General features: G+C 41.3%; 24 protein-coding genes, 2 rRNA genes and 2 other annotated features. All 26 genes read right to left on the bottom strand.

Features of this window, described 5'->3' with window-relative positions; all coding sequences use genetic code 11:
- Window positions 1–49: 49 nt before the first annotated feature.
- Window positions 50–3,610: a DNA-directed RNA polymerase subunit beta gene (rpoB, locus tag LH47_RS03955; RefSeq protein WP_043964898.1), complete on the bottom strand. Its 3,561-nt coding sequence runs from the start codon at window positions 3,608–3,610 to the stop codon at window positions 50–52.
- A 207-nt stretch (window positions 3,611–3,817) separates the two neighbouring features.
- Window positions 3,818–4,417, bottom strand: coding sequence for a class I SAM-dependent methyltransferase (locus tag LH47_RS03950; RefSeq protein ID WP_043964896.1), 600 nt, complete (start codon window positions 4,415–4,417; stop codon window positions 3,818–3,820).
- Window positions 4,418–4,504: 87 nt separating this feature from the next.
- On the bottom strand, window positions 4,505–4,870 hold the full coding sequence (gene rplL, locus LH47_RS03945) for a 50S ribosomal protein L7/L12 (protein ID WP_003397647.1): 366 nt from the start codon (window positions 4,868–4,870) through the stop codon (window positions 4,505–4,507).
- Window positions 4,871–4,915: 45 nt separating this feature from the next.
- Window positions 4,916–5,416: a 50S ribosomal protein L10 gene (gene rplJ / locus LH47_RS03940; RefSeq protein WP_009361483.1), complete on the bottom strand. Its 501-nt coding sequence runs from the start codon at window positions 5,414–5,416 to the stop codon at window positions 4,916–4,918.
- A 42-nt stretch (window positions 5,417–5,458) separates the two neighbouring features.
- Window positions 5,459–5,604 (bottom strand) — a sequence feature (ribosomal protein L10 leader region).
- 51 nt (window positions 5,605–5,655) lie between these two features.
- Window positions 5,656–6,357, bottom strand: coding sequence for a 50S ribosomal protein L1 (rplA, locus tag LH47_RS03935; RefSeq protein ID WP_009361482.1), 702 nt, complete (start codon window positions 6,355–6,357; stop codon window positions 5,656–5,658).
- Between the two features lie 98 nt (window positions 6,358–6,455).
- The gene (gene rplK / locus LH47_RS03930; protein WP_003397643.1) at window positions 6,456–6,881 is read right to left on the bottom strand and encodes a 50S ribosomal protein L11; all 426 of its coding nucleotides are present in this window, start codon (window positions 6,879–6,881) and stop codon (window positions 6,456–6,458) included.
- Between the two features lie 152 nt (window positions 6,882–7,033).
- On the bottom strand, window positions 7,034–7,567 hold the full coding sequence (gene nusG, locus LH47_RS03925) for a transcription termination/antitermination protein NusG (RefSeq protein ID WP_006322670.1): 534 nt from the start codon (window positions 7,565–7,567) through the stop codon (window positions 7,034–7,036).
- 117 nt (window positions 7,568–7,684) lie between these two features.
- Window positions 7,685–7,867: a preprotein translocase subunit SecE gene (gene secE, locus LH47_RS03920; protein ID WP_006322671.1), complete on the bottom strand. Its 183-nt coding sequence runs from the start codon at window positions 7,865–7,867 to the stop codon at window positions 7,685–7,687.
- A 31-nt stretch (window positions 7,868–7,898) separates the two neighbouring features.
- Window positions 7,899–8,048 carry a 50S ribosomal protein L33 gene (rpmG, locus tag LH47_RS03915; RefSeq protein WP_043964890.1) on the bottom strand — a complete coding sequence of 50 codons (150 nt, stop codon included), beginning with the start codon at window positions 8,046–8,048 and terminating at the stop codon, window positions 7,899–7,901.
- 63 nt (window positions 8,049–8,111) lie between these two features.
- Entirely contained in the window at window positions 8,112–8,786 is a 675-nt protein-coding gene (gene sigH / locus LH47_RS03910; protein ID WP_043964888.1) for an RNA polymerase sporulation sigma factor SigH, read from the bottom strand.
- 44 nt (window positions 8,787–8,830) lie between these two features.
- Window positions 8,831–9,340: an NYN domain-containing protein gene (locus tag LH47_RS03905; RefSeq protein WP_043964886.1), complete on the bottom strand. Its 510-nt coding sequence runs from the start codon at window positions 9,338–9,340 to the stop codon at window positions 8,831–8,833.
- A gap of 1 nt (window position 9,341) precedes the next feature.
- Entirely contained in the window at window positions 9,342–10,079 is a 738-nt protein-coding gene (gene rlmB, locus LH47_RS03900) for a 23S rRNA (guanosine(2251)-2'-O)-methyltransferase RlmB (RefSeq protein ID WP_043964884.1), read from the bottom strand.
- A 3-nt stretch (window positions 10,080–10,082) separates the two neighbouring features.
- On the bottom strand, window positions 10,083–10,508 hold the full coding sequence (locus LH47_RS03895) for a Mini-ribonuclease 3 (RefSeq protein WP_043964882.1): 426 nt from the start codon (window positions 10,506–10,508) through the stop codon (window positions 10,083–10,085).
- Between the two features lie 4 nt (window positions 10,509–10,512).
- Window positions 10,513–11,910: a cysteine--tRNA ligase gene (cysS, locus tag LH47_RS03890; RefSeq protein WP_043964880.1), complete on the bottom strand. Its 1,398-nt coding sequence runs from the start codon at window positions 11,908–11,910 to the stop codon at window positions 10,513–10,515.
- On the bottom strand, window positions 11,891–12,556 hold the full coding sequence (cysE, locus tag LH47_RS03885; RefSeq protein WP_043964876.1) for a serine O-acetyltransferase: 666 nt from the start codon (window positions 12,554–12,556) through the stop codon (window positions 11,891–11,893). Before cysE ends, cysS begins: the two co-directional genes overlap by 20 nt.
- A gap of 53 nt (window positions 12,557–12,609) precedes the next feature.
- Window positions 12,610–12,830, bottom strand: a binding site (T-box leader).
- A 42-nt stretch (window positions 12,831–12,872) separates the two neighbouring features.
- On the bottom strand, window positions 12,873–14,333 hold the full coding sequence (gltX, locus tag LH47_RS03880; RefSeq protein WP_043964874.1) for a glutamate--tRNA ligase: 1,461 nt from the start codon (window positions 14,331–14,333) through the stop codon (window positions 12,873–12,875).
- Between the two features lie 63 nt (window positions 14,334–14,396).
- Window positions 14,397–14,879: a 2-C-methyl-D-erythritol 2,4-cyclodiphosphate synthase gene (gene ispF, locus LH47_RS03875; RefSeq protein ID WP_003397627.1), complete on the bottom strand. Its 483-nt coding sequence runs from the start codon at window positions 14,877–14,879 to the stop codon at window positions 14,397–14,399.
- Entirely contained in the window at window positions 14,879–15,565 is a 687-nt protein-coding gene (gene ispD, locus LH47_RS03870) for a 2-C-methyl-D-erythritol 4-phosphate cytidylyltransferase (RefSeq protein ID WP_043964872.1), read from the bottom strand. Before ispD ends, ispF begins: the two co-directional genes overlap by 1 nt.
- Window positions 15,566–15,584: 19 nt before the next feature.
- Window positions 15,585–16,673 carry a PIN/TRAM domain-containing protein gene (locus tag LH47_RS03865; protein ID WP_043964870.1) on the bottom strand — a complete coding sequence of 363 codons (1,089 nt, stop codon included), beginning with the start codon at window positions 16,671–16,673 and terminating at the stop codon, window positions 15,585–15,587.
- Between the two features lie 90 nt (window positions 16,674–16,763).
- A complete protein-coding gene (gene radA / locus LH47_RS03860) occupies window positions 16,764–18,158 on the bottom strand; it encodes a DNA repair protein RadA (RefSeq protein ID WP_043964868.1) in 1,395 nt (464 codons plus the stop codon).
- Window positions 18,159–18,216: 58 nt separating this feature from the next.
- Complete coding sequence (clpC, locus tag LH47_RS03855) at window positions 18,217–20,649, bottom strand: ATP-dependent protease ATP-binding subunit ClpC (protein ID WP_009361435.1); 2,433 nt, start codon at window positions 20,647–20,649, stop codon at window positions 18,217–18,219.
- Window positions 20,650–20,669: 20 nt separating this feature from the next.
- Window positions 20,670–21,734: a protein arginine kinase gene (locus LH47_RS03850; protein ID WP_043964866.1), complete on the bottom strand. Its 1,065-nt coding sequence runs from the start codon at window positions 21,732–21,734 to the stop codon at window positions 20,670–20,672.
- Between the two features lie 3 nt (window positions 21,735–21,737).
- The gene (locus LH47_RS03845; protein ID WP_043964864.1) at window positions 21,738–22,280 is read right to left on the bottom strand and encodes a UvrB/UvrC motif-containing protein; all 543 of its coding nucleotides are present in this window, start codon (window positions 22,278–22,280) and stop codon (window positions 21,738–21,740) included.
- Window positions 22,281–22,294: 14 nt separating this feature from the next.
- A complete protein-coding gene (locus tag LH47_RS03840) occupies window positions 22,295–22,756 on the bottom strand; it encodes a CtsR family transcriptional regulator (RefSeq protein WP_021095355.1) in 462 nt (153 codons plus the stop codon).
- A 170-nt stretch (window positions 22,757–22,926) separates the two neighbouring features.
- A 5S ribosomal RNA gene (rrf, locus tag LH47_RS03835) occupies window positions 22,927–23,043 on the bottom strand.
- Between the two features lie 324 nt (window positions 23,044–23,367).
- Window positions 23,368–23,535: ribosomal RNA gene (locus tag LH47_RS03830) — 23S ribosomal RNA — on the bottom strand; the annotation flags it as partial.

The following is a 23,535-nucleotide window of genomic DNA, read 5'->3' as shown; positions in this document are numbered from 1 at the left end:
GGGGCCTACCTCCCTTTTAATATCCAGGTTTTACCCTTATGTCTAAACGCTACTCTTTTACAACAACGCCTTCATCTTCTTTGGCTGACTCATCTGTAGGTGGGATGATGTCAACTGGTTGAACGTCATCATCTTCCCCGAAGTTTTCCATGCTAATTTCTTTTTCATCGCTTGATAACACTGTTACGTCCATACCTAAGCTTTGTAGCTCTTTAATTAATACTTTGAAAGATTCAGGAACGCCTGGTTCTGGAACGTTTTCGCCTTTCACGATCGCTTCGTACGTTTTCACACGACCAACGACGTCGTCTGATTTGACAGTTAAAATTTCTTGCAACGTGTAAGCTGCACCGTATGCTTCAAGCGCCCATACTTCCATCTCACCGAAACGCTGACCACCAAACTGCGCTTTTCCGCCGAGCGGTTGTTGCGTAACAAGTGAATATGGACCTGTCGAGCGAGCATGTAACTTATCGTCAACCATGTGCGCGAGCTTAATCATATACATAATACCGACAGAAACACGATTATCAAACGGCTCTCCTGTGCGTCCGTCATATAAAACTGTTTTCGCATCGCGCGCCATTCCTGCCTCTTCTAACGTTGCCCATACATCTTCTTCACGAGCACCGTCAAATACAGGTGAAGCGACATGAAGACCTAGCTTTCTCGCCGCCATTCCGAGATGCAACTCGAGCACTTGCCCGATATTCATACGCGAAGGTACGCCTAGCGGGTTCAACATGATATCAACCGGTGTACCATCTGGTAAAAACGGCATGTCTTCCTCAGGTAAAATGCGCGAAATAACACCTTTATTTCCGTGGCGACCTGCCATTTTGTCACCTTCAGAATTTTTCCGTTTTTGTACAATATACACACGAACAAGCTGATTCACGCCCGGTGGCAACTCATCGCCATCTTCGCGAGTAAACACTTTGACATCAAGAACGATTCCGCCTCCACCGTGCGGTACGCGTAAAGACGTATCTCGAACTTCACGTGCCTTCTCACCGAAAATCGCATGAAGTAATCGTTCTTCAGCTGTTAATTCCGTAACCCCTTTTGGTGTTACTTTTCCAACGAGCAAGTCGCCATCTTTTACTTCTGCACCGATGCGCACAATCCCACGCTCATCTAGATTGCGAAGCGCATCTTCACCGACGTTCGGAATATCACGCGTAATTTCCTCTGGACCGAGCTTCGTATCGCGCGCTTCAGATTCGTATTCCTCAATATGAATCGACGTATATACATCGTCTTTAACGAGACGCTCGCTCATAATAATCGCATCTTCGTAGTTGTATCCATCCCACGTCATAAACGCAACAAGCACATTGCGACCAAGCGCTAACTCACCTTTTTCCATCGATGGACCGTCGGCTAAAATTTCACCCTTCTCAACGATATCTCCTGCCTTAACGATCGGGCGTTGATTGTAGCACGTTCCTTGGTTTGAACGAACAAACTTCAACAGACGATATTTATCTAAGTCACCTTTGACTTCTTTCCCATCGACTTCGATTAAACGGCGTACCCAAATTTCTTTCGCTTCAACTCGCTCAACAATTCCGCGATGCTTACAAATAACTGCTGCTCCGGAATCTTTCGCTGCGACATATTCCATTCCTGTACCGACGATCGGTGCCTCTGGCTGCATAAGTGGAACAGCTTGACGTTGCATGTTCGCACCCATAAGCGCACGGTTCGAGTCATCGTTTTCTAAGAACGGAATGCACGCTGTCGCCACCGACACAACTTGTTTTGGAGAAACGTCTACATAGTCGACACGATCTCGCTTAACAACGATGTTTTCACCACGGAAGCGAGCAACAACGTTTTCTTCTAAAAATGTTCCATCTTCCGCAATCGGAACGTTCGCTTGAGCAACAACGTAATTATCTTCTTCATCCGCCGTTAAATAGTCAATTTGATTTGTTACTTTCCCCGTCTCAGGATCGACTCGACGATAAGGAGTTTCAATAAAACCAAACTTATTGACTTTTGCATATGTGGAAAGCGAGTTAATTAATCCGATGTTCGGACCTTCTGGCGTTTCAATTGGACACATGCGTCCATAGTGTGAGTAGTGAACGTCACGCACTTCAAAACCTGCGCGTTCACGCGTTAAACCACCTGGACCAAGGGCAGAAAGACGACGTTTATGTGTCAATTCTGCAAGTGGGTTTGTTTGATCCATAAATTGCGATAACTGCGAGCTTCCGAAAAATTCTTTAATAGCCGCAATTACTGGACGAATATTAATGAGTTGCTGTGGTGTAATTGTGTTTGTATCTTGAATGGACATCCGTTCACGAACGACGCGCTCCATGCGCGAAAGTCCGATTCTGAATTGATTTTGCAGCAACTCGCCAACAGAACGAAGTCGACGATTTCCTAAATGGTCGATATCGTCTGTATCACCGACTCCATGCAATAAGTTAAAGAAGTAGCTAATAGATGCAATAATATCTGCAGGTGTAATATGTTTTACCGTTTCTGGAATATATCCATTACTAATGACCGTGATGACTTTTTCGCCATCTGGGTCGTTTGGAGCATAAATTTTGATCGCTTGCAAAGCAAATTCATCTTCGACAACGCCCCCAAGCGGCTGGTATTTACGCATACCAATCCCCTTTTCAAGCTCAGGTAAAATGCGGTCGAGCGTTCTCCGATCAAGAACCGTTCCTTTCTCAGCAATCACTTCACCCGTTTCCGGATGAACGAGCGTCTCCGCTAAACGTTGACCAAATAAACGGTTTTTAATATGGAGCTTTTTGTTAATTTTATAACGACCAACACTTGCTAAATCATATCGTTTTGGATCAAAGAAACGAGAGATGAGCAAGCTTTTTGCGTTTTCAACGGTAGGCGGCTCCCCTGGACGTAACCGTTCATAAATTTCAAGCAACGCTTTTTCTGTACTTTCTGTATTGTCTTTTTCTAACGTATTACGAATATACTCATTATCACCAAGTAAATCGACAATCTCTTGGTCCGAGCCAAAACCTAACGCTCGTAATAACACGGTTACAGGCAACTTACGCGTACGATCAATGCGAACGTAAACAACGTCTTTTGCATCTGTTTCGTATTCAAGCCATGCACCGCGGTTCGGAATAACAGTAGCCGTAAAGCCACGTTTTCCGTTTTTATCTACTTTTCCGCTGTAATACACGCTCGGTGAACGAACAAGCTGAGAAACGATAACACGTTCAGCACCATTAATAATGAATGTGCCCGTTTCTGTCATTAATGGGAAGTCTCCCATAAATACATCTTGTTCTTTTACTTCACCTGTTTCTTTATTGATTAAGCGTACTTTCACCCGAAGTGGTGCTGCATATGTAACATCGCGTTCTTTTGACTCTTCTACAGAGTACTTGGGCTCTCCTAAGCTGTAATCAATAAATTCTAGTGACAAATTTCCTGTAAAATCTTCGATCGGTGAAATGTCTTGAAACATTTCACGCAATCCTTCGTCGAGAAACCACTGGTAAGAAGAAGTTTGAATTTCGATTAAGTTCGGTAACTCCAACACTTCACTAATGCGCGCATAACTTCTTCGTTGGCGGTGTCGTCCGTATTGAACTAGTTGACCTGTCAACTGATTCACCCCTCAAATCAAACATTAATAACTTGTCATCAGACAAAAAAGAAATGGTTTCTTATAAGAAAACCACATGTTTGACCTATTATATATTTTATAAGTTTTTCCTTTAAAACTAAAATTATACATACATACACAGCATACGTAAACTAAAAAAAATACACATTTAGCATTTTATAATGGTATCATACACAAAATTGAGCGTCAAGCTTTTTGTGCTCGAATAATAAAGTAACCTTTTTTCTTTTCCACAACATCAACTTCATCAAAAATCGTTTTTAACTTTTCTAATGCAGATGGAGCCCCTTGCTTCTTTTGAATGACAACCCATAACTGTCCGCCAGAGAGCAAGTAGTTTGCACTTCGTTCAAAAATCGAATGGACGACTGCTTTTCCGGCACGAATCGGTGGGTTTGTCACAATTGCAGCAAACATTCCTTCTACTCGCTGAAATAAATCACTTATGTAAATTCGCGCATTTTCAATACCGTTTTGCTGTTTGTTTTTCTTCGCTAGTTCGATTGCTCGCTCATTTACATCGATCATATGCACAGTTCGATGCGGGAAATCTTTCGCTAGCGCCAAACCGATCGGTCCATATCCACAACCTACATCGAGAATATTTCCTTGCACATTCGGTTCAACAAATGTTTCAATTAGCAATCGCGAACCGAAGTCCACTTCTTTTTTTGAAAATACACCTTGATCGACTGTAAACAAAAACTGATGACCTCGTAACATATACGTCCATTGAAACGGTTTGCTCTCTACATTTGGTCGCTCCGCATAGTAATGATCAACCATCACACTCACCCCTCTTTCCTTCATTGTAAACGAACGAACATAAAAACACAAAGAAGCTCGCTACTACGAGCGAGCCTCTTTACATCATTATTTAATTTCAACTTTCGCGCCAGCTTCTTCAAGTTTCGCTTTAATTTCTTCAGCTTCTTCTTTAGAAACGCCTTCTTTAACTGGCTTTGGAGTGTTGTCTACTAAGTCTTTTGCTTCTTTTAAGCCAAGACCAGTAAGCTCACGCACAACTTTGATAACTTTGATTTTTTGTGCGCCGCCATCTGCAAGGATAACGTCGAATTCAGTTTTTTCTTCAGCAGCAGCACCAGCAGCAGCACCGCCAGCAACTACTACAGGAGCAGCAGCAGTTACACCAAACTCTTCTTCAATTGCTTTTACTAAGTCGTTTAATTCTAAAACAGTCATATTTTTAACCGCTTCAATGATTTGTTCTTTAGTCATGATCGATCTTCCTCCTTAATGTTTTAATTTTAGGCGATTTGGAAATTAAGCACCTTGTTCTTCTTTTTTCTCAGCAACTGCTTTTGTAACAAGAGCAAAGTTGCGGATTGGTGCTTGAAGAACGCTAAGCAACATAGAGAGCAAGCCTTCGCGAGATGGAAGCTCTGCAAGCGCCTTAACTTCTTCAAATGTCGCTACGTTACCTTCGATGATACCTGCTTTAATTTTTAACGCATCGTTCTTTTTCGCGAATTCGTTTAAAATTTTCGCAGGAGCAACGACATCATCATTGCTGAATGCGATCGCATTCGGACCTGTTAACGTTTCATCTAAACCTTCTAAACCTAACTCAGCAACAGCACGGCGAGTTAATGTGTTTTTGTACACTTTGAACTCAATCCCTGCTTCGCGAAGTTGCTTACGAAGTTCTGTAACTTGCGCGACATTTAAGCCACGGTAATCAACGATGATCGTTGATTTGCTCGCACGAAGCTTTTCAGCAATCTCCGCTACTAACTGCTGCTTTTGTTCAAGTACGCTGCTCATGTCAACACCTCCTGTAGAAGTTGAGTTTCAACACCACTTATACCGTCCAATGAAAAACCTCCATGTCAACGTAGACATGGAGGCCCCTGAAAGTGCACGTATGCACTTATTTATCAGTTTCAACACCTCGGTAGGAAATTAAGCCTGCTTGAGGCACCTACTGTCTACGGTACAAATGATATTCGCTTTTCAAACAATGAATATTGTACTAAAGCGTTTCTAAAAAGTCAAGATCTATATTAGCGCGCAACAGCAACAGTAGAAGGATCCACCTTCACACCAGGACCCATTGTGGAAGCAACTGTTACGTTTTTCACGTATGTGCCCTTCGCCGCTGCTGGCTTCACTTTCAAGATTGTTTCGTAAATTGTTGTGAAGTTTTCTACTAATTTTTCTGTATCAAACGATACTTTACCGATTGGTACATGGATGTTTCCAGCTTTGTCAACGCGATATTCCACTTTACCAGCTTTAATTTCATTGACTGCTTTCGCCACATCAAATGTAACTGTTCCTGTTTTAGGGTTTGGCATTAATCCTTTTGGTCCTAAAATACGACCGATTTTACCAACTTCACCCATCATATCAGGAGTTGCGACGATGACATCAAACTCAAACCAACCTTGTTGAATTTTGTTGATGTAATCTGTATCGCCTACATAATCTGCACCAGCTGCTTCAGCTTCTTTCGCTTTTTCACCTTTCGCAAGCACTAGCACACGGCGAACTTTACCTGTACCGTGCGGCAATACAACTGCACCACGGATTTGTTGATCCGCTTTCTTCGGATCGACTCCTAAACGGAAAGCAACTTCTACCGTTGCGTCAAATTTCGCAACATTTGTCTTCTTCACTAATTCGATTGCTTCTTGCACATTATATGCTTTTGAGCGATCAATTAATTTCGCTGCCTCTAAGTAGCGTTTTCCTCTTTTCGGCATGTTTTATTTCCTCCTTTTGTGGTTTTAACGGAAAGACCTCCCACGAATAAAGGTTGCGAAAACTATATAGTTCGCTTCCGCAACCTTCTCCAGCCAGATTAGTCTTCGATGACGATACCCATGCTGCGCGCTGTTCCTTCGATCATGCGCATAGCTGCTTCAATGCTCGCCGCGTTTAAGTCTGGCATTTTTGTTTCAGCAATCTCGCGAACTTTGTCGCGCTTTACTGTTGCCACTTTATTACGGTTTGGCTCGCCAGAACCAGACTCAATACCAGCCGCTTTCTTTAGTAATACAGCAGCAGGTGGAGTTTTCGTAATAAATGTAAATGAACGGTCTTCATATACCGTAATTTCAACAGGAATAATTAAACCTGCTTGATCAGCTGTACGAGCGTTGAATTCTTTACAGAATCCCATGATGTTAACACCAGCTTGACCTAATGCTGGACCGACTGGTGGTGCTGGATTCGCTTTCCCTGCAGGAATTTGCAATTTGACAACTTTAATTACTTTTTTAGCCACGAGACACACCTCCTTAAGTCCGTGATGTGGTATTAGGGGATGTTCCCTCCCACTCCATATATGAAAACAATCATCGCATTCGTCTCAATGATTGAGACATACTGACCTTAAAATATTATCACTTTTCTTTCCTATTTGCAAGTTGTTTACTATTATATTTTTTCGATTTGCGAAAAGTCAAGTTCTACCGGTGTTTCACGTCCGAACATATCAACGAGCACGGTTACTTTTTGCTTATCCATCTCAATTTCTTGAATCGTTCCAACAAAATTTGCAAACGGACCTTCTTTAATGCGAACCGCTTCATTTAATTCAAAATCAAAATCCAATTCAATTAAATCGACACCCATTCGTTTTAAAATTGCCGAAACTTCTTCTTCGAGAAGCGGGGTCGGTTTTGATCCAGCACCAGCTGAACCAACGAATCCTGTTACCCCTGGCGTATTGCGGACAACGTACCAAGAATCGTCCGTCATAATCATTTCTACAAGCACATAGCCCGGGAATACTTTCTTTTTGACAACTTTCTTTTTGCCACCCTTTGTGTCTGTTTCTTCTTCTTCAGGCACGACGACACGAAAAATTTTATCCTGCATACCCATCGATTCAACGCGCTTTTCTAAGTTCGTTTTTACTTTATTCTCATAACCTGAATACGTATGAATAACATACCAATTCTTTTCCATTATATGGGACGATACCGTCCTTCCCTCCCTAAACAAATCTTTTTAGGCAAAATAAAAACCCGTTACCGGGCTTTATTTCTGTTTGTTATCTTTCATTATACCATGGATATACTAGTGCTATTCAAGTATAAAACGAACTAACTCTGAAATTCCTAAATCAACAACCGCAAAAAATACAGTGAAAAATGCCACCGTCGCTAAAACAGTAATCGTATAATTCACTAGTTCTTTTCGTTTCGGCCAGCTGACTTTTTTCATTTCGCGAACAACTTCGCGGAAAAATTTCGTTACTCGTTGCATATAAAACCCTCCAACGTCTCGGGATCATCAACTACTTCGTTTCACGGTGAATCGTATGCGTATTGCATGTTTTACAAAACTTCTTTATTTCGAGTCGTTCATGATGTTGCGCTACATTTTTCATCGTTGAATAATTTCTGTTTAAACATTGGGTGCACGCTAAAATTACTTTTTTGCGCATACGCTTTCCTCCGATATACTACGTCTTAAAAACTGTATCACACAATATTTTTTTATGTCAATATTATAAACGAATTCCTTGAATTTCTACATACTTTTCGAGTTTACGTTTTACGCGTTGCAATGCGTTGTCAATCGATTTCACATGGCGATTGAGCTCTTCGGAAATTTCTTGATATGATCGGCCCTCTAAATAAAGAAGGAGCACTTTCCGTTCTAAATCGCTAAGCAGTTCAGTCATTTTTTCTTCAATATGGTCGAACTCCTCGCGATTAATGATTAACTCTTCAGGATTTGTTATTTTCGTTCCCGAAAGAACGTCCATTAATGTACGGGCAGAATCATCTTCGTAAATCGGCTTGTCCAATGAAACATAGCAATTAAGTGGAATATGTTTTTGACGCGTAGCCATTTTTATCGCTGTAATCATTTGTCTCGTGATGCACAGCTCGGCAAACGCTTTGAACGATGACTGCTTATCTTCTTTAAAATCTCGGATCGCTTTATATAATCCAATCATTCCCTCTTGCACAATATCTTCGCGATCTGCACCGACTAAAAAATATGAACGTGCTTTCGCTCGGACAAAATTTTTATACTTATGAATTAAATAATCAAGCGCCTCACTATCACCTTGATGCACAAGTTCCACAATCGTTTCATCTTCTAGTTGTTCATAACGGCTTTGTTGTTTTTCATTTGCATTTGCGCTCACGCCGATCCCCCCCGCCCTGCACATGGATAAAAGTATTATACAGTACATTTTTTTACAGGGTCAATCGTTCATTTTTCCCCTCTTCGCCATTTTTCGAAAATTTTTGCGACTTCATCTGTCAGGGGAATTTTTGATATCGGCTTTTTTTGTTGAATATGCTTCACGTTGCTTGAAATATTTCGCTGCACCGCATCCACCTCAATGAGTAGCTCTCGTGCTGATTTGCGCAACGCCCCTTGACCAAAAATCGCCCATTGTTCTGTATAATCTGATGTAGCCACATATACTTTCGTCCGAACTTTTTGAAGCGACTTCGCCAATTTCTCAATATGTTCATCTGCGGTTTCATTTTCTTTTGTGAAAATGACTTCTACTTGATGATCGACATATTTTTTTGTTGTTCCTTGTACGAGGTGTGCGTCAAAAACAATAATCACTTTACAGCCGGTAAATGCTTGATACTCCGCCATTCTCTCGACAAGTCGATCGCGCGCCAAAGCTAAATCTGCATCACGTAGCTCTCGCAATTCCGGCCAAGCACCGATGATGTTGTAGCCATCAACGATTAAAATATCCATCTTACTCACCTAATGGATGACGTTTTCGATACACCTCATACATTAACAAGCTAGCCGCAACGGAAGCATTTAGCGATGTAACATGTCCAACCATCGGCAAGCGAACGAGCACATCGCACTTCTCCCGTAATAAACGGCTCATTCCCTTTCCTTCACTACCAATGACTAACGCTAACGGAATGACCCCATCTAGTTGGCGATAATCTTCATTTCCTTTTGCATCCGTTCCGAAAATCCAAACCCCTCGCTCTTTCAACTCATCTACCGTTCTCGCTAAATTCGTGACGCGCGCAACAGGGACATGTTCAATCGCACCCGTTGACGCTTTTGCGACTGTTGCGGTCAAACCGACCGAACGGCGCTTCGGAATAATAATGCCATGAGCACCTACTGCATCAGCCGTTCGCATAATGGATCCTAAATTGTGCGGATCTTCGAGTTCGTCTAAAATGATAAAAAATGGTGCCTCTCCACGTTGTTTCGCTTTTTTAAACAAATCATCTATATCGTAGTATCGATAGGCGGCAACTTGCGCAATGACCCCTTGATGATTTCCTTCGCTTAACTGGTCCATCTTTTTTTTAGGAACGTATTGTACTGTAATTCCCATCTCTTTAGCAAGCTGGATAATCGGCTGCATTTGACCGCGTTGCGAACCTTCAGCAATCCATATTTTATTCATCTCGCGTCCGGATTTTAATGCTTCCAATACCGGGTTTTTACCGATAATGAGATCCATGCGTTACGTCCCCCTTTCCTCATCATTGTGTTGTACATCAAACACCCATTGCATTAATTGATGGAGCCTCTCTGCATTCCCATTTAAAAAATGGTAGCCAATTAACGCTTCAAACCCTGTACTTTGACGATACGTTTGTACGTCTGTATTTTTCGGAGTGCTCCCAGATTTTGCGTTACGTCCACGTCGGACAATGGAAATTTCTTGATCAGATAGTTGATGATGATTTAATAACGATTGCAACACTTTCGCTTGAGCTTTAGCGCAAACATACGTTTTTGCTAAGTTGTGTAAATCGTTTGGCTTTACTTTTCCTAAAGCGAGGAGGTGATGCCGTACGAATAACTCGTATACGGCGTCACCAATGTAAGCTAACGTTAAACCGTTTAACTGTTGAAAATCTTTAATTTTAGGAAACAAGTGCAACATTGTTTTATCCTCTTCTCCATCTCGTTCCTTGTGGTGTATCTTCTAAAATGATGTTTTTCGCCTTTAGTTCATCACGAATGCGGTCAGCTAATGCAAAATCGCGATTTTTTCTTGCTTCAATTCGCTGTTGAATGAGCGCTTCAATTTCTTCATCAAGCAATTCATCTTGTTTTAAAGAAAGACCAAGCACCTCAAAAAGCTGTTCAAATTGTTGTAAAAACTTTTGAATAACCGCTTGAGATGTATGTTTCTCCATCAAATATATGTTCGCTTGTTTGGCTAGTTCAAACAAAACGGCGATCCCGTTTGCTGTATTAAAATCATCGTCCATTTCGCGAATGAATTCGTTTTTTAAATCTTCAATTTTCGTCAGCCATTGTTCATCGTTTGTCGTTAAATTTGTACTGCTTTCTAAACGATGTTTTAAATTCGCATACGCTGTCTTTAAACGTTCTAGCCCACTTTTTGCACTGTCAAGCAACGGCTGGCTATAGTTAATTGGATGACGGTAATGAACCGAAAGCATAAAGAAACGCAACACTTGCGGATCAACTTGCTTAATAATGTCATGCACTAAAATAAAGTTTCCAAGCGACTTTGACATTTTTTCATTATCGATATTAATGTAGCCATTATGCAACCAATATTTCGCAAAAACTTTCCCTGTTAACGCTTCCGATTGAGCAATTTCATTCTCATGGTGCGGGAACGTTAAATCTTGCCCACCGGCATGAATGTCAATCGTATCTCCTAAATATTTACGTGCCATGGCTGAACATTCAATATGCCATCCTGGGCGACCTTTCCCCCATGGACTATCCCAGTAAATTTCCCCTTCTTTTGCCGCTTTCCATAACGCAAAATCAAGAGGATCTTCTTTTTTCTCCCCCACTTCAATACGGGCGCCTGATTTTAATTCGTCAATCGATTGATGCGATAGCTTCCCGTAATCAGAGAAGCGACGTGTGCGATAATATACGTCACCATCAACTTCGTACGCATATCCTTTTTCGATGAGCTGTTCAATAAATTCAATGATCGTATCAATGTTTTCTGTCACACGTGGATGAACATCTGCCTTTTTGCAACCAAGCGCTGTAATATCTTCAAAATACGCCTCAATAAACCGCTCTGCAATAGTCGGCACGTCCTCTTCTAGTTCTCTTGCTGCTCGAATAAGTTTATCGTCTACATCGGTAAAATTGGAGACGTATTGAACTTCATACCCACGAAATTGTAAGTAGCGTCGAATGGTATCAAATACAATAGCCGGACGAGCGTTGCCAATATGAATATAGTTATATACCGTCGGGCCGCATACATACATTTTTACTTTATTTGGTTCAATCGGGATAAACGGCTCCTTTTTTCGCGTTAACGTATTATACACTTGAATGCTCATGGTTCACCCTTCCTTTCTTTAGTTCTTGTACTTGTGCTTTTAGTTGCTCGATTTCTGCTTCTAACTCTTTAAAACGATCTGCAATTGGATCCGGTAAATCACAATGGTTTAAATCTTTATTGACACGCACTCCATTTTGTACAACGACACGCCCTGGAATGCCAACAACTGTCGAGTTTGGTGGTACGTCTTTCAACACAACCGAACCTGCCCCAATTTTGCTATTCTCTCCAATAGTAATGGAACCAAGCACTTTCGCACCGGTTGCAATTAAGCAGTTATCTTTAATCGTCGGATGACGTTTTCCTTTTTCCTTACCGGTTCCACCGAGTGTGACACCTTGATACACCGTTACGTTATCACCAATCTCGCACGTTTCACCGATGACGACTCCCATGCCGTGATCGATGAAAAAGCGGCGGCCAATTTTTGCACCCGGGTGGATTTCAATGCCGGTAAAAAAGCGGCTAATTTGTGAAATAAGACGAGCTAAAAAGTAAAATTTTCGCTTATACAGCGCATGGGCAATGCGATGTGCCCAAATCGCATGTAGCCCAGAATACGTTAAAATGACTTCTAAATAACTTCTTGCTGCGGGATCTTGTTCGAAAATCACTTCAATGTCTTCTTTTAATGTTTTAAGCATGTTTTTCCCCCCTTTGTTATCTTCTAAATAAAAAACGTCTCTGTGTACGATGACACAGAGACGCTTCATTGCGCGGTTCCACTCTGTTTAGCCAAAAGGCTCACTCTTGCCCTTATAACGGAAGGGAATCCGCTCCATTCTACTGCAGAACGTCTCTGGTTCGAAAGGAGGCTCCGAGGTGCATTTCAAAAGAATCAAGCATAAACCACTTCCAGCCAAGGTGGTTCTCTCTGACATGCTGATTCTTTTTACTTCTCCTCATCAACGCTTTCACCGATATGACTTACACCTATTTTATTATATAGACAAAGAAATGTTAACCGATCAATTTCGCTAATCGAGACATTACCGTTTCTTTTCCGAGCAAACGAATAGCCTCTGGAAGTTCTGGACCGTGCGTTTGTCCTGTTACAGCCACACGAATCGGCATAAACAAGTTTTTCCCTTTTTGTCCTGTCTCTTTTTGTACCGCTTTAATCGCAGCTTTAACTTGCTCACTATTAAACGTCGCAAGCTGTTCGATTTGTTCGTAAAATGCTTTTAATACATGTGGCACTTGTTCACCGGCTAAAACTGCTTTCGCTTCTTCATCATATTCAATATCTTTTTTAAAGAAAAGCTCTGATAGCTCTACAATTTCAGCACCATAGCTCATTTGCTCTTGGTATAACGCAATTAAATCACGAGCCCACTGCTTTTGCTCATTTGTCATTTGTTCTGGCAAGCGCCCAGCCTGAATTAAATGAGGGAGTGACAATTCAACGAGACGATCTAAATCGAGCTTTTTAATATATTGGTTGTTCATCCACGTCAACTTTTGCTTATCAAACATCGATGGAGATTTTGATAAGCGAGAAACATCGAACATACGGATAAGCTCTTCTTTTGTGAAAATCTCCTCTTCTCCTTCTGGTGACCAACCTAATAACGCAAAGAAGTTGAACATCGCTTCTGGCAAATAACCAAGCTCTTTATACTGCGAAACGAATTGAATAATCGATTCATCACGTTTGGACAATTTTTTACGATTTTCATTTACGATTAGCGTCAAATGCGCATATTTTGGTGGCTCCCAACCGAAATATTCATACACCATCAACTGTTTTGGCGTGTTTGATAAATGCTCTTCACCACGGAATACATGTGTAATTTTCATTAAATGGTCATCAATGACGACAGCGAAGTTATACGTTGGGATACCATTTGCTTTCACGATGACCCAATCTCCGATATCTTTTGATTCAAAAGAAACACGGCCGCGCACCATATCTTCAAATTCGTACACTTTCCCTTCCGGCACTTTTAGACGGATCGTGTATGGCTTACCTTCCGCTTCTAGCTGCTGAATTTGTTCTGGCGTTAAGTGACGGCATTTGCCACTATATTGTGGGGCAGCAATACCTGCCGCTTTTTGCGCCTCACGCTCTTGTTCTAACTCCTCAGGTGTACAAAAACATTTGTATGCATGTCCTTTTTCTAACAATTCGTTTGTATATTGGCGATATATGTGCAGACGCTCCGTTTGACGATAAGGACCGTATCCACCATCTTTATCTACAGATTCATCATACTCAATACCGAGCCATTTCAAGTTTTCAAGTTGTGATTGCTCGCCACCTTCTACATTTCGCTCAATATCTGTATCTTCAATGCGAACGATAAATTTTCCTTGATGATGACGAGCAAACAAATAGTTAAATAACGCTGTGCGCGCACCACCAATATGTAAATGACCAGTCGGACTCGGTGCGTAGCGCACCCTTACTTCCTGTGACATGTCATGACCTCCATCTACCTAATTTCTGTACCTCATTGTACCGTAAACCGCCTACAAAATCCATCATTCATTATTCTTTTGTAGTAAAACGACGGCCTGGGCAGCTATTCCTTCTTCTCTTCCTGTAAAACCAAGCTTTTCTGTTGTCGTTGCCTTCACGTTTACTTGTGAAACGTCCCCTTCTAACAACTCAGCAATTCGCTCCTGCATATTTGCAATATACGGTGCCATCTTCGGTTTTTGGGCAATAATTGTACAGTCCACATTAACAAGTTTGTATCCATGTTGGCGCACAATGCTCCATACATGTTGCAAAAGAAGTGCTGAATCGGCATCTTTGTATGCTTCATCTGTGTCGGGAAAATGCTTACCGATATCCCCTTGACCAATAGCCCCTAAACAAGCATCAGCAATCGCATGCAACAATACGTCTGCATCCGAATGTCCGAGCAATCCTTTTTCATACGGAATCGTTACCCCACCAATAATAAGCGGACGCCCTTCAGCAAACTGATGGACATCAAATCCTTGTCCAATTCGATACATCATCGATCCCCTCTCACACGTAAAATAGCTTCCGCAAATAATAAATCTTCTTGTGTTGTAAGTTTAATGTTTGTATATTCGCCTTCTACAACAACGACGCGATGACCGATCCGCTCAACGAGACTCGCATCATCTGTTCCGATAAACTGTTCTTTTTTCGCTCGTTCATGAGCATCAATAATTAATGGCATGGAAAAAGCTTGTGGCGTTTGTACAGCCCACAAGCTCGATCGATCGACCGTTGTTTCAACTTGGCCATCGATCACCTGTTTCATCGTATCTTTGACAGGAACAGCTAACACAGCTGCTCCCGTTTCTTTTGTCACTCGAACGAGTTCGTGAATTTTATTTATCGTTATAAACGGACGAGCACCATCATGAATGAGCACAATATGACCGTCATTCACCGCTTTTAATCCATTATAGACGCTTTGTTGTCTTTCTTCCCCTCCTGAAACAAGGGCTTTCACTTTTTTTATTTCAAAACGATGAAGGATATGAACAAACTGCTCACGTTCTTGATCATTAATGACTAACACAATGCCTTGACAAAAATCATCTCGTTCAAATACACGTAACGTATGGATAATAACAGGTACTCCTTCAAGCTCGATAAATTGTTTATTCATTCCTGCATTCATTCGTTTTCCTTGACCAGCTGCCGGTATAACGACATGATAATTCATTTTCCTAACTCCTAACAGCTTATAATGCTTTTTCAAGTAGCTTTAGTTTAGCAAAAATCATTCTTCCAGCTGACGTTTGTAACACGCTCGTCACAAGCACATCAACTCGTTTTCCGATATAGTCCTTCCCATCTTCTACAACGATCATCGTTCCGTCATCTAAATAAGCAACACCTTGATTTTGTTCTTTCCCATCTTTAATCACGTGAACATTTAACTCTTCCCCCGGAAGAACAATCGGTTTTACCGCGTTCGCTAAATCGTTAATATTTAGAACAGGAACATTTTGTAATTCACATACTTTATTTAAGTTGAAGTCATTTGTCACAACAACTCCTGATGTCAGTTGCGCCAATTTTACAAGCTTGCTGTCGACTTCTTGAATTCCTTCAAAGTCGCCTTCGTATATTTCAACGTTAATAGCTAACTCTTTTTGAATACGGTTTAAAATATCTAACCCTCTTCGTCCGCGATTTCTTTTTAACGCGTCCGAAGAATCAGCAATATGTTGCAATTCTTCTAGAACAAAGCGCGGAATGACAATCGTCCCTTCCAAAAAGCCCGTTTGACAAATATCCGCAATACGACCGTCAATAATGACACTCGTATCCAAAATTTTTAGCGATTTTCCTTTTTTATCCTCTTCCTCACCACCTTTTTTCTTGCCACTTCGATTTGGCAAAGAAAATAAGCCCATTAACTCATCGCGTTTTTTAAATCCGACTTGAAATCCTAAATACCCTAACAATAGCGTAAGGAAAATGGGCAAGATCGTATTAACAAGCGGAATTTGAATAGAGTTTAATGGAATAACGACTAAAAAGGCTACAATCAATCCGAAAATTAAACCGAGACTCCCAAATAACAAATCGGTTACAGGTGCTTTGACTAACGTTTCTTCCATCCAATGAATAAGTCCAACCACATGATCGACTAACCAAAACGTGAGAAGGAATACGATGATCGCACCAACTGGGGCCGCTACATACGGGCTATCGACATAAGGAAAATCGCCTAAGTGCAACAGCTTCAACAAAGTAGGAAAGAAAATGATTCCTAACATGCCCCCAGTAATTAAAAAAGATGCTTGCACAATTCGTTTTAACACGTTTTTTCACCTCCTCTATTACATTATAAACAGTTTCCAATGTTTGAAACCAATCTGAACATGATTTTTAATGATTTTTTAATGGTTTTGTTAAAATATTGGGCGATTTTTCCCTTCCCCTAATGCATAATATAGCGCTTCTTCTACATTGCCCACCCCAATAACTTCAACATCTTTTGGAATGTTCCAGCCACCGATGTTGCTTTTCGGAATAATGATGCGTTGAAAGCCGAGCTTCGCAGCTTCTTGCACACGCTGTTCAATGCGAGACACGCGACGTACTTCACCTGTCAATCCGACTTCCCCAATAACGACATCCGTATGATTTGTTGGTTGATCACGAAAACTCGAAGCAATACTTACAGCAATGGCTAAGTCAATCGCAGGTTCATCTAACTTTATGCCACCAGCTACTTTTAAGTAAGCATCTTGGTTTTGGAGGAGCAAACCAACCCTTTTTTCAAGCACGGCCATTAGTAAAGAAACGCGATTATGATCTATTCCTGTTGCCATTCGACGTGGCGTTCCAAAGCTAGTCGGCGATACTAATGCTTGAATTTCCACTAACACCGGTCTCGTTCCTTCCATCGAAGCAACAACCGTGGATCCAGCAGCTCCTTTAGAACGCTCTTCTAAAAAAATTTCTGATGGGTTTTTTACTTCAGCTAGCCCTGCTTCTTTCATTTCGAAAATACCGATTTCATTTGTAGAACCAAATCGATTTTTCACCGCCCGTAAAATGCGATACGTATGATGACGCTCTCCTTCAAAATATAATACGGTGTCAACCATATGTTCTAAAATGCGTGGTCCAGCAAGCGCCCCTTCCTTCGTAACATGCCCAACAATAAAAACCGCAATCCCTTTCGTTTTGGCTACTCGCATCAACTCTGCTGTACATTCACGAACTTGTGAAACACTTCCTGGTGCAGATGTAATTTCTGAACGATATATCGTTTGAATCGAGTCGATGACAACGAACGATGGCTTCATTTCATCAACCGTTTGAATAATATGCTCTAAATTTGTTTCAGACAAAACATATAAATGTTCAGCAGTTACATGTAACCGCTCAGCGCGCAACTTCGTTTGTTTTACTGATTCTTCCCCGGAAATATATAGTACAGGATGACCGTCGTTTGCGAGTTGAGCACAAATTTGCAACAATAATGTTGATTTCCCAATACCAGGATCTCCGCCGATTAAAACGAGGGAACCTCGAACAATTCCGCCCCCGAGCACGCGATTAAACTCTGTAAACTTCGTGTCGATTCTCGGTTCTTGTGTTGTTTCTACCGTCGTAATTGATACAGGTTTGGTTGCTACCCCTTCTGTATGCACAAATAGCGCACGGTTATGTGGTTTTACTATTTCCGTTTCTTCGATCATTGCATTCCATGAATGACAACCTGGACATTTTCCCATCCACTTCGCTGTTTCATATCCACAATGTTGACAAACGAATTTCGTTTTCCGCTTAACCATTACTCCATTCCTTTCATTATGAAAAACAAGGTATGCTTACACGCATACCTTGTTTTCGTTATTTTACTGTCTCCGTTGTTAACACAACAAACTGACCATCTTTTACGTCCATAACAACTTTTTGTCCGCTGCCGATCGTTCCTTTTAACAGTTCTTCAGATAGACGGTCTTCAATATGTTTTTGAATCGCTCGACGCAATGGACGCGCTCCGTACTCTAAATCGTAACCTTCTTCTGCTAATTTTTCAATTGCGGCATCCGTTAATTCTAAATCGATTTGTTGTTCTTGTAGGCGTTTTTTCAATTGCTCAACCATTAATGAAACAATTTCCTTCAAATGTTTCTTTTCAAGTGAATGGAAAACAATAATTTCATCAATTCGGTTTAAAAACTCCGGACGGAACGCCTTTTTCAACTCGTCCATCACTTTCCCTTTCATATCTTTATATTGTTGGCTTTCGTCTTGCACATTAAAGCCGACATATTTATTTCTTTTTAAAGCGTCAGCACCAACGTTTGATGTCATAATAATAATCGTATTGCGGAAATCAACTGTGCGTCCTTTCGAATCCGTTAAACGTCCATCTTCTAGCACTTGTAATAAAATGTTAAATACATCTGGATGCGCTTTTTCAATCTCATCTAATAAGATGACAGAATACGGTTTGCGACGAACTTTTTCCGTTAGTTGTCCACCTTCTTCATAGCCGACGTACCCTGGAGGTGAACCGACAAGACGTGATGTCGAATGTTTCTCCATATATTCAGACATATCGATACGAATCATCGCATCTTCATCGCCAAACATCGCTTCAGCAAGCGCTCGCGCTAACTCTGTTTTTCCTACACCCGTCGGTCCAAGGAAAATAAACGAGCCAATTGGACGCTTTGGATCTTTTAATCCTGCACGAGCACGACGAACCGCTTTAGCAACAGCCTTTACCGCCTCTTCTTGCCCGATGACACGAGAATGTAAAATCTCCTCTAACTTTAATAATCGTTCTGTTTCTGTCTGAGCTAATTTAGATACCGGAATTCCCGTCCAACTTGATACAACAGCCGCAATATCTTCTACAGTCACTTCAGAGTTTTCTTGACCTTGTTTCTCTTTCCATGCTCGCTTTGTTTCTTCAAGTTGTTCGCGCAATTTTTGTTCTGCATCTCGTAATGATGCTGCTTTTTCAAACTCTTGACTTTGCACAGCTGCATCTTTTTCTTTGCGAATTTCCTCAAGTTTTTGTTCAAGCTCTTTTAAATTTGGTGGAGTCGTAAACGAACGTAAACGTACTTTCGAGCAAGCTTCGTCAATTAAATCAATTGCTTTATCTGGTAAAAATCGATCCGAAATATAGCGATCTGAAAGCTTTACTGCCTGTTCAATCGCCTCATCTGAAATAGAAACGCGATGGTGAGCTTCGTAACGATCTCGCAAACCTTTTAAAATTTGAATAGATTCCTCAACCGTTGGTTCCCCAACGTGAATTGGTTGGAAACGTCTTTCTAACGCTGCGTCTTTTTCAATATATTTTCGGTATTCATCTAATGTTGTTGCCCCGATGCATTGTAATTCTCCGCGAGCAAGAGAAGGTTTTAAAATATTTGACGCATCAATAGCCCCTTCTGCACCACCAGCTCCAATGAGCGTATGCAATTCGTCAATAAACAAAATGATGTTGCCAGCCTGGCGAATTTCATCCATCACTTTTTTCAACCGATCCTCAAATTCCCCGCGATATTTTGTTCCTGCAACGACTGTTCCCATATCAAGCGTCATGACACGCTTATCGCGAAGCGTCTCTGGCACTTCGTTATTGACAATTTGTTGAGCTAGTCCCTCGGCAATGGCCGTTTTCCCTACACCTGGCTCTCCAATTAAAACAGGATTATTTTTCGTTCGGCGACTTAACACTTCAATGACACGTTGAATTTCTTTACTTCTTCCAATCACAGGGTCTAAACCGCCTTCACGTGCAATGGCTGTTAAATCACGTGCTAAACTGTCTAATGTCGGGGTGTTCGCATGCGTTGTTCCCCCATGATGTCCTGAGGCCGATTCATTGCTTCCTAATAATTGAAGCACTTGCTGACGAGCTTTATTTAGGCTTACCCCTAAATTATTTAAAACACGTGCAGCAACACCTTCTCCTTCACGAATAAGTCCAAGTAAAATATGCTCTGTTCCAACGTACGAATGTCCAAGCTTTCTAGCTTCATCCATTGACAATTCAATCACTTTTTTTGCGCGAGGCGTATAGTGAATCGTTTGTCCTACTTCGTTTCCACGTCCAATGAGTGATTCTACTTCTTTTTGAATTTTATCCGGTCCTAAGCCAAGCGCCATAAGCGCTTTTGCTGCAATTCCTTCCCCTTCGCGAATTAAGCCGAGTAAAATATGCTCTGTTCCAATATTGTTATGTCCCAAACGAACCGCTTCTTCTTGTGCTAGTGCTAACACTTTTTGTGCTCGCTCTGTAAAACGTCCGAACATCATTCTCATCAACCTCCTTTAATTTACTTCCATTGGTATAATCGTTCACGAATGAGTGATGCACGGCGAACATCTCGCTCTTGCGGACGCAACGCACCACCTGCATATTTTTGTAAGAAACCGGGCTGGGTCAAAATCATTAGCTCCGTTAAAATCGTTTTTGGCACGTTCGTAATATACCCTAAATCAATACCTAATCGTACATCAGATAAACATTGTGCCGCTTCTTTTGAACCGATGATTCGACTATTCGTTAAAACACCGTAAGAACGATATACCCTATCTTCTAATTGTATGTTAGAAGTTTTGACTAATGCCTCACGCGCCATTCGCTCTTGTTCAATTAATTGACGAACAACTCCTGTTAAATCTTCGACAATATCTTCTTCACTTTTTCCTAATGTAATTTGGTTTGATATTTGAAAAATATTCCCTAATGCTTCGCTGCCTTCTCCATACGTGCCACGAACAACTAAACCAAGCTGATTAATAGCTGGAATTACTTGATTAATTTGTTGCGTTAATACAAGTCCTGGTAAATGCATCATAACAGATGCACGCAATCCCGTCCCGACATTTGTTGGGCAACTAGTTAAATATCCGTATTTTTCATCAAAAGCATAGTCGACATGTTGTTCAATCCAGTCGTCTAAGGCGTTAGCCATTTTTAACGCTTCTTTTAATTGAAAACCTGCAAACAAACATTGAATGCGAATATGATCTTCCTCATTGATCATAATACTTGCTTCTTCTTGTTCCGATAATAAACATGCACCAAATGTACAATCTTCAGCTAAATGAGGACTAATCAAATGTTTTTCGACTAACACACGCTTTTCAATCGATTGTAATTCATTCATTTTTAATAAGAAAAAGGGACCGATATGACCGAGACGTCTTTGTGAAAATAACTGTTCAAATGACTGAATGATTTGCATCGCTTCTTCATTTGTAAATACGGTCGGGAACGAGTATTGTTTCATGTTTCTCGCTAGACGAATACGACTACTTAATACAATGTCAGAGTCTGGACCTTCTTCGTTCATCCATGGGCTGAGAGCGCGTTGGAAAAATACATATTCATTCATATATCAAGCGCCCCCTTCTGCGTTTAATTTTGTCTCAAGCTCCCGAATTTGATCACGCACTTCAGCGGCTTTTTCGAACTGTTCTTTAGCAATAAGCTCCTGTAACATTTGTTTTAACTGTCCGATTTGTTTACGAACATATAATGTCCCACCGACCCGCTTCGGAATTTTCCCTTCATGGGCTACATGCCCGCCATGCAGTTTACGGAAAATAGGGGGCAAATAGGTACGAAACGTCTCATAACAGCTCGCACAGCCAAAGCGACCAACTTTTACAAATTGGGCATATGTCATTTTGCAATGCTCGCATTGTAATATATGCTCATTATGAAAAGAGGGCGCTTTTGGTTCTTTTAGTGATGCATCCATATTTAATAATCCTGCAATTAAATTGTTAATGGAAAAAGCGCCTTGATGAGGGAACATAAACATTTCACCTTTTTCATGCGCACATTGTTCACAAAGATGAATTTCTGTTTTTTCCCCATTCACAATCTTAGTAAAATGAAGCGTCGCTGGCCGTTGATTGCATTCTTGACATATCAAAGTATTCACCCTCTTTACATATACTTTAGCGATGTCAGCATTGCTTTTAATATGCGTGCACGCAGTTCATCACGATCAGGAAGGTCAATAGACAAAACTGCGCGATCAATAATGCTTAACATCATATTCGCTTCCCGCTGTGAAATTACCTTTTCATCTAACAATCGTTGAATAATATGTTCTCCATTCGTTTGACTAATTCGATCCCGAACGATGGACAATAAATGGTCAATGAGCTGAGAGGCATTTTGGGCTTTCACTTTCATAATACGAATATAACCACCACCGCCCCGCTTACTTTCAACAATATATCCTCTCTCTAACGTAAAACGCGTATTAATGACATAGTTAATTTGCGAAGGAACACACTGAAATTTATCCGCAATTTCACTTCGTTTAATCTCGACGATATCTTTTCCGCTCATATTTAACACTTGCTTTAAATATTGCTCAATGACATCAGAGATATTCCTCACATAATCCCTCCTCTGTCAGTTGACTTTGACTATATTTGACTTTAATTTTAATATATACGGAATTCTGCAAAAATGCAAGAATCCCTTCTTTTCTTCTCATATATTTTACCCATTGCATTTACTCAATAAAACAAAAAGACCAAGACAATTTTCGTCTTGGTCTTTTCTTTGCCCGGCAACGTCCTACTCTCGCAGGCGGTGTCCCGCCAACTACCATCGGCGCTGGAGAGCTTAACTTCCGTGTTCGGGATGGGAACGGGTGTGACCTCTCCGCCATCGTCACCGAGCAATGTAATGAAGGGTTATTCCTTCAAAACTAGATAACAGGACTAAACAGTCGCCTACGCTTTTCATATTGTCTAGCTTCGAACTAACATCCTCCTACGCCTTCGCTTTTTCCGTTCGACGTGCACGCACGTCTTCGTCAAAAGCTTTTGGCTCCGTCGGACGTTTCCTTGGCTTCGCCAAGGACCGTTCTTCGCTTTTCTTGTTGTCTAGCTTCGGCTCCTAGCCCCTCGAACCGCTTCAGTCCTGCTGTGGCGGCAACAGCCTCCTCGCAGGCCTTTCGCGTTCTTCGTGGCTGAACAGTCGCCTACGCTTTTCTTGTGTGTTTAGTTAAGTCCTCGATCGATTAGTATCCGTCAGCTGCACGTGTCGCCACGCTTCCACCTCGGACCTATCTACCTTGTCATCTTCAAGGGATCTTACTCGCTTGACGCGATGGGAAATCTCATCTTGAGGGGGGCTTCACGCTTAGATGCTTTCAGCGCTTATCCCTT

Source organism: Anoxybacillus thermarum (assembly GCF_000836725.1).
Classification (GTDB): Bacteria; Bacillota; Bacilli; order Bacillales; family Anoxybacillaceae; genus Anoxybacillus; species Anoxybacillus thermarum.
This window is presented reverse-complemented; position numbering and strand designations above follow the sequence as displayed.

Bases quoted from the DNA above. Each gene is read 5' to 3' on its own strand.
- cysE (WP_043964876.1), bottom strand. From the start codon at position 12,556: ATGCTTAAAACATTAAAAGAAGACATTGAAGTGATTTTCGAACAAGAT.
- clpC (WP_009361435.1), bottom strand. From the start codon at position 20,649: ATGATGTTCGGACGTTTTACAGAGCGAGCACAAAAAGTGTTAGCACTA.
- secE (WP_006322671.1), bottom strand. From the start codon at position 7,867: ATGCAACGAGTAACGAAATTTTTCCGCGAAGTTGTTCGCGAAATGAAA.
- sigH (WP_043964888.1), bottom strand. From the start codon at position 8,786: ATGTGCAGGGCGGGGGGGATCGGCGTGAGCGCAAATGCAAATGAAAAA.
- ispF (WP_003397627.1), bottom strand. From the start codon at position 14,879: ATGTATCGAATTGGACAAGGATTTGATGTCCATCAGTTTGCTGAAGGG.
- rplJ (WP_009361483.1), bottom strand. From the start codon at position 5,416: ATGAGCAGCGTACTTGAACAAAAGCAGCAGTTAGTAGCGGAGATTGCT.
- LH47_RS03905 (WP_043964886.1), bottom strand. From the start codon at position 9,340: ATGGATATTTTAATCGTTGATGGCTACAACATCATCGGTGCTTGGCCG.
- rlmB (WP_043964884.1), bottom strand. From the start codon at position 10,079: ATGGATCTCATTATCGGTAAAAACCCGGTATTGGAAGCATTAAAATCC.
- radA (WP_043964868.1), bottom strand. From the start codon at position 18,158: ATGGTTAAGCGGAAAACGAAATTCGTTTGTCAACATTGTGGATATGAA.
- rplL (WP_003397647.1), bottom strand. From the start codon at position 4,870: ATGACTAAAGAACAAATCATTGAAGCGGTTAAAAATATGACTGTTTTA.
- LH47_RS03850 (WP_043964866.1), bottom strand. From the start codon at position 21,734: ATGAATGAATATGTATTTTTCCAACGCGCTCTCAGCCCATGGATGAAC.
- rplA (WP_009361482.1), bottom strand. From the start codon at position 6,357: ATGCCGAAAAGAGGAAAACGCTACTTAGAGGCAGCGAAATTAATTGAT.
- gltX (WP_043964874.1), bottom strand. From the start codon at position 14,333: ATGTCACAGGAAGTAAGGGTGCGCTACGCACCGAGTCCGACTGGTCAT.
- cysS (WP_043964880.1), bottom strand. From the start codon at position 11,910: ATGAGCATTCAAGTGTATAATACGTTAACGCGAAAAAAGGAGCCGTTT.
- rpmG (WP_043964890.1), bottom strand. From the start codon at position 8,048: ATGCGCAAAAAAGTAATTTTAGCGTGCACCCAATGTTTAAACAGAAAT.
- LH47_RS03950 (WP_043964896.1), bottom strand. From the start codon at position 4,417: ATGGTTGATCATTACTATGCGGAGCGACCAAATGTAGAGAGCAAACCG.
- LH47_RS03895 (WP_043964882.1), bottom strand. From the start codon at position 10,508: ATGTTGCACTTGTTTCCTAAAATTAAAGATTTTCAACAGTTAAACGGT.
- ispD (WP_043964872.1), bottom strand. From the start codon at position 15,565: ATGAATTATCATGTCGTTATACCGGCAGCTGGTCAAGGAAAACGAATG.
- nusG (WP_006322670.1), bottom strand. From the start codon at position 7,567: ATGGAAAAGAATTGGTATGTTATTCATACGTATTCAGGTTATGAGAAT.